This window comes from Streptomyces phytophilus, assembly GCF_013870535.1.
Taxonomy (GTDB): domain Bacteria; phylum Actinomycetota; class Actinomycetes; order Streptomycetales; family Streptomycetaceae; genus Streptomyces; species Streptomyces phytophilus.
On record NZ_JACBXC010000276.1, the window covers coordinates 1 to 6017 of the forward strand.

Genomic DNA, 6017 nt, shown 5'->3' on the forward strand with positions numbered 1-6017 from the left:
GGCTCGCAGCACGGCTCGCTGCAGTCGGCGTGGCCGGCGTGGTCGTCGAGGTGGTCCCCCGTGTGCACGGCCGTGTGCTCGGGCGGCGCCTCCGCGTACGTGGCCGGCGCCAGCGCGACCGCGAGCGTGCTCTCCCGCAGGCTCTCGGCGCCCTCGTGGTGCGGCGTACCGGCGTCCACGCACGCGAACACCGGGGCCAGCACGACGATCGCCAGCCCGGCGAGAAGGGCGATCACGGCGCGGCAGAGTCGCGGCAGCACGGCGGCATGGGTACCCGGCACGCGACTGAGCGTAGCCACTTCTGCCCCATCCGCACTTTATTCGCCCCTTCCGGGTGAATAGCGAGGACGCAGATTGACTAGCCCTCGCGGCCGATCCGGGCCAGCGAGCGGTCGGTCAGGCTGAAGAGCAGGTTCAGTACCGCCACGCCGGTCATCAGCCAGGCCAGGTCGTGCAGCCCGGCGGTGGTGGCCCCGGCCTCGAAGAAGGCGGCGGTCGCGGCGGAGGAGAGGAGCGCGCCCAGGTACATGAACGTGCGCAGCAGCCCGGCCGACGCACCCATCCGGGCCGGCTCGGCCTGCGCGTACAGGGCGTTCTGGTTGGCCAGGCCGTTCAGCCCCTGCGGGAGCCCGAATCCCGCGGCCAGCAGGACCAGCGCCCACACGGGAGTGCCGGAGGTGAGCAGCAGCAGCGCGGCGCAGACGGCGACCTGGATCAGCGAACCGGCCGCCAGCTTGCCCCGTACCTGCGCGTGCCGCCCGGTCAGCGCGGTGACGCCGAGCGCCGCCACGGCCGTGGGCAGCTGCAGCAGGCCCGCCTGGGAGGCGTCGATGCCGCGGCCCTCCTGGAGCCACTGGCTGTAGCCGTAGAGGAAGGCGTACGCGGTGGTGTACGCCAGCAACTGACGTGCGTACGTGGCCAGCAGCGGCACGTTGCCGCCGAGCACCCGCAGGTCTATGAACGGCTCGGCGACGGCCATCTGGCGCCGTACGAACACCGCGCCCAGCACCGCCCCGGCGGCCGGCAGAAACCACCGGACGGCGGCCGGATCCATCAGGAACAGCATGAACGCGGTCAGCGACCCGGCGAACAGCACCATGCCGGACACGTCGGCCCGCGCGCCGGACGGCAGCGCGCCGCCCCTGGGCAGCCGCAGGCCGAGGAGCAGGCAGGCGGCGGCCAGCGGCACGTTGATGGCGAAGATCAGGTGCCAGCCGCCCGCGCCGATGAGCAGCCCGCCCAGCGCCGGTCCGACGACCGCGATCACCTGGTTGGAGACCGACAGGACCGCCAGGATCCCGGTCGGGCTCCGCGCACCCGTGCGTTCGGACTCGGTGCGCAGGACGGACATCGACGCGGGGTACGCGGCGGAGGTGCCGAAGCCGAGCAGCACCCGGGAGACGACCAGCACCCACAGGTTGGGCGCGAGCACGCCCACCAGCCCGGCGAGGCCGACGACCGCGGTCCCCCACAGGTAGAGCAGACGCGGCCCGTACGCGTCGACGAGCCGGCCGATCACGGGCTGGCCGACGGCGGTGGCGAGGTAGAGGCCGGAGACCAGCCAGGCGGTCTGCGAGGGCGGCTGGCCGAAGGCGCGGCCGATGGGGATGAGGGCGACCGCGAGCATGGAGGAGTTGATGGGGTTGAGGATCGAGCCGAGGACCATCGGCGGCACCAGCCGACGGTCGAACCCCCCGGCCCCACCGCCGTGCCGCCGCCCGCGCGGCCGGAGCAGCCGGGGCGTCACAGGCGGGCCGCGCGGCCGGGCCGCGCCGCGCAATCGCTCATCCCGCCAGCGTAGGAAGCCCACCGGGGGCGGGCAACCGAGGGACAGCAGACCCTCCGGCCGGTCGGCTCGCCGGTCACGAGCGAGCGGGATCCATCGACGCACGTCAACCGAGAAGGTAAGGAATCAGCCGTGCGCACCGTCTCCATGTGATCAACATCACTTATTCCCTATAGTGCTCGTCGTTTACCGCTGTCGACAGGGAGAAGCAGTGGAGCGACTGGACGCTGTCATCGATCAGTTGAGCTTTCGGCGCCGATTCGTGCGTGGCCGGGTCCGCTTCGAGCGCGGCGCCGGCGCGCTCCTGCTCCAGGTCGAGGGAGAAGCCGAACTCCTCGGTGAATGGTGCACCGGTCTGCTCGCCCGGTACCGCGGTGTGGTCCCGATGAACCACCCGAGCGACATCGAGGCATCCACGGAGGAGCTGGAAGTCGTCCGGCGCCTGCACGGGATCGCCGAGGGATGCGGGGGCGTCGGCAGGGTGGCGCGCGGGCTCCCGCTCGTCTTCCCGCGCTTCGCCGCCGCCCGTACAGCCCTCTACGAGTGGTCCCCGATCGACGAGGAGCTGCCCGAGCGGCACATCCCCGACCTCGACAGGCACATCAAGGACGCGATCGCGGCGGAGCGGCGGCGCACACGGTCCGAGACGGCCCGCCGGTTCGAAACCGCCGGCCGGAGCGAGCACGTGCGCGGGCTGATGGGCGGCTGGGTGGGGGCGGTGCTGGAGTTGGCCAACGTACTGCGGTTCCCGTACGGCAGGACGCTGCGCTGGTACCGGCAGCGCTTCGGGGTACGTACCAACGCCGCGGCCTGCGAGAGGCTGCTCCGGTACCGGGACGAGCCGGCGGACGCGAAGGTGACGCTGCTCGTCGAGGCGCTGCTCGCCGACGTCGACGCGCATTACGGCCTCGTACGCCGCCTCAACCGGGCCCGCCGGCCCGTCGTCCTCCTCCCGGACGTGGACACGGTGCCCGCGCGCCGGATCATCAGGGACACCGTCCTCTCGCTGAGCGACGGCAGGTCCCGCGGGCTGCGGGTATCCCCGCTGGTCGTCACCACCGCCCGGCCGGGCGGCGCCGAACCCGTGCACGGCGCACGGGAGGCGGTGGCGACGGACGAGCTCGCGCGGGCGATCCCGGACCGCTATCGCGACCGGGAGCGGATCGGGAAGCTCCGGTCCCAGGGCGGGGACGACGAGCTGCCGGGCCGGCTGCTGCAGGTGCGGCTGGAGACCGCGGGACCGGGGCGGCAGCGCGAACCGAGTGGGCGCCGGTCCTGGGGCCCTCTGACGGCCGCGGCGGCCGTCGTCGTGCTGGGCACCGCCGGAGTCCTCGGCTACCTCCTCCTCTTCGGCGAACCGGAGAGCTGCGGTGCCGGGCTGTACGTTCAGGACGGCGAGTGCATCGGCGTCTCCGACGGCACCGGGGTGTTCATGCCGGACGTCGAGGGCATGCCCGAGGTGTCCGCCCGCATAGCGGAACAGAACGAGGCGGTGGCCGGAGAGAAGCACGCGACGGTGGCGCTCCTCATCCCGCTGGAGTCGGACAACGCGGCGGTACAGCGGCAGATCCTCAGCGAGGTGCAGGGCGCGTACCTCGCCCAGGCCCGCGCCAACAGCGCGGACTCCGTCAAGCCGCCGATCCGCCTGGTGCTGGCGAACCCGGGCCGCGGCTACGGGCACTGGCACAAGGCGGTCGAGCAGCTCGACCGTGACGAGCCGGGCCTGCGGGCCGTCGTCGGCTTCAACCTCAGCCTGAAGCCCACCAAGGCGGCTCTTGAGTACGTCACCCGGGAGATGCGCGTCCCGGCCGTCGCCAGCGTGGTGACCGCCGACGACTTCGCCAACCCGGAGGGCACCGACCAGGTTCCGTACCCCGGTCTGGCCCGGGTGGTGTCGACGACCCGGGACCAGGCGCAGGCGCTGCTCGCGTTCGACCGGGACCTCGCCGGCGCGGAGACCGCGCTGGTCGCCGACTACCGGCCGGGCGACAACTACAACCGCTCGCTGCGCGAGACCTTCGGCGCGGCCAGGGACTCCGCCGGTGCGGGCGGGGACGGACAGGGCACCGGCGTCCAGGACATGCGCTTCACGTCTCCGGGGGTGGAGGAGGAGGGCTATACGGCGAACGAGTTCGAGGACTTCGCGGCGAACATCTGCCGTTCCCGCGCCGACGTCGTCTACTTCGCCGGCCGCGCCTTCCACCTGGAGCTGTTCGTCAAGAAGCTGGCCAACACCTATTGCCGGGAAAAGCCCGCCTACACCGTCATCACCGGCTCCGACGCCACGACGCTCGACCGGCGCCTCAGCGACACCGAACGCGCCGCGCTGCGCGGCGACCCGGGCGCCGGCAAACCGTCGGTCACCATCCGCTACGCCGCGCCCGCGCACCCCGACACGTGGGCCACCGAGCTGGCCAGGTGGCAGGATTCCCACCCCTCCGAGGCGGAACCGCCGCTGTATCTCCGTGAGTCCGCCGACGCGATGACCACGCTGCGTCAGGACATTGCGGCGCTGGAGGGCGCCATCGGCGAGGTGCAACTCGACGACGGGCGCACCATCGTCACACACGACGTCGTCCTCACAGCGTCGCGGGCACTGGCGCGCGCCGTGCACACGAGCGAACAGGACGTGCCCTCGGCCGAGCGGGTCAGAATGGACCTCGGCAAGCTCAACTCCGATCTGCGGGTACGCGGAGCGAGCGGCCTGGTCTGCCTCACCAACGCGGGCAACCCCTACAACAAGGCGCTCGCGGTGGTGGAGGTCGAACCCCACTCGAAGAAGGTGACGCTCGACGGCGTGGCCTGGCCCACGGGCCGCGCGCCGGCAAGGGACGACAGCTGCATCATCCCGGCGCAGCCGTAGGGGCTGTCAGCGGCGGTCCCTGCGGCGTACCGCGCGCCCCAGGCGGTAACGGGACCGGCTTGGACCGGGTCCCGGAGCAGGACCCGGCCCGCGCGGGTCGTACGCCCGTGAAGGGAGCGCGGCCCGCCGGGCGCCGTCAGCGGGTCCTTCGGCCTACCTGTGCGTCCAGAGGTCCAGCGGCGGCACCGGTGGTACGGGATGGAGGCTGCCGGTCCTGGTCCAGCCCCAGGTCTGGTACGCCGCACCCGCCGCCGCGTTGTCCTGCGGCAGCAGCGCCACCGCGGGGGACGGCGCCCAGCGGGCCAGCAGGTGCTGCTGCAGCCGCGTGGCGATGTGCCGGCGGCGCTGGTCCGGCACCACCATCAGCTCCGCCACCACGAACGCCCGCGGGGACGAGGTGACCTCTGCCAGCGCCAGCGGCGGCCCTTCAGGGAAGTCCGGCCACCACACGCCGGAGCGGTCGGCCCGGAACCCGTACGCGCAGCCCACCGGGCGGTCGCCCCCGGCCAGCACCATCTCGAACCCGGGCCGCTGCACGTGGTCTTCGAGCCGGCGCAGGAAGCCCTCCCGCTCGGGGACCGCGCCGCCGACCGCGCCGTTGTACGACGCGACGTACACGTCCGCCACGGCCTCGCGCTGCGTGTCCGCCTGCCACCGGCTCAGGCCGCGTAAGAACAACTCAGACACTCGTCCTCCCCCGGTCAGGCCGGCCGCCCATGTCCGAGCCCCTGTGACCACAGGGTAGCCCCGCAGCCCCGCGTGCACATGGCCCCGAACCGGACGATGTGCCCCGGCTGCCCGCCTACTTCTCCAGGCTCACCGTCAGGCTCCTGCCGTAGGCGTGATGCGTGTCCACCACCAGCTTCGTCCCGCCGGGCACGCGGCCGACCCGGACCCCGCCGTCCCCCGCGGCCTTCCGCAGCGGCCGTCCGCGCAGCACCACGGTCACCGTGTCGCGGTCCATCGTCGGGTCCGCGACGGCGACGCCGACGCGCCCGTCCTCCCCGGTCCGTACGAGCACCGAGGCGGGCCCGTCGATGCTCAGCCCCGCGGTGTCGTGGCGGCCGGGGGTGAAGGAGTTGGCGGCGGTCAGACGGAGGGCGGGGTGGCGGACGGCCTGCAGGCGCGGGGAGTTGGCGGTCACGGTGAGCGGGCCGCGGCGGCGGTACGCGTCCAACTGCGCGGCGGAGGCGTGCGGCACCAGGGCGTACGCCAGGCGCGCGAGCCCGTGCCGCGGCTCGTGGTCGACGGCGGCGCTGAACACCGTGCGTGTCACCGCCGTGTCCGGGTTCGCGGTGCGGACGACGCGGCGGCTGCGGGTGACGTCCTCAAGGCCGACCCGGACGCGGGGCGCGTCCAGGAAGACGT

The 6017-nt window shown here is 73.3% G+C and carries 4 protein-coding genes and 1 pseudogene; 1 reads left to right on the plus strand and 4 read right to left on the minus strand.

Annotated elements, in window-relative coordinates:
• Positions 1–281 (minus strand): annotated as a pseudogene (locus H5J30_RS14665) (hypothetical protein); the annotation flags it as partial.
• A gap of 77 nt (positions 282–358) precedes the next feature.
• Positions 359–1666: an MFS transporter gene (locus H5J30_RS14670; protein ID WP_181787881.1), complete on the minus strand. Its 1308-nt coding sequence runs from the start codon at positions 1664–1666 to the stop codon at positions 359–361.
• Between the two features lie 331 nt (positions 1667–1997).
• Between H5J30_RS14670 and H5J30_RS14675 the strand changes: the two genes are divergently transcribed.
• Positions 1998–4649 (plus strand): ABC transporter substrate-binding protein, encoded by a 2652-nt coding sequence (locus H5J30_RS14675; RefSeq protein WP_181787880.1) that lies wholly within the window; start codon positions 1998–2000, stop codon positions 4647–4649.
• A 153-nt stretch (positions 4650–4802) separates the two neighbouring features.
• Here the strand turns inward: H5J30_RS14675 and H5J30_RS14680 are convergent, their stop codons facing one another.
• Both H5J30_RS14680 and H5J30_RS14685 read right to left on the minus strand, forming a co-directional pair.
• Complete coding sequence (locus H5J30_RS14680; RefSeq protein WP_309505531.1) at positions 4803–5336, minus strand: N-acetyltransferase; 534 nt, start codon at positions 5334–5336, stop codon at positions 4803–4805.
• Positions 5337–5451: 115 nt separating this feature from the next.
• Positions 5452–6017: polysaccharide lyase beta-sandwich domain-containing protein (locus H5J30_RS14685; RefSeq protein WP_258563315.1), on the minus strand; the 566-nt coding region annotated here is incomplete at its 5' end.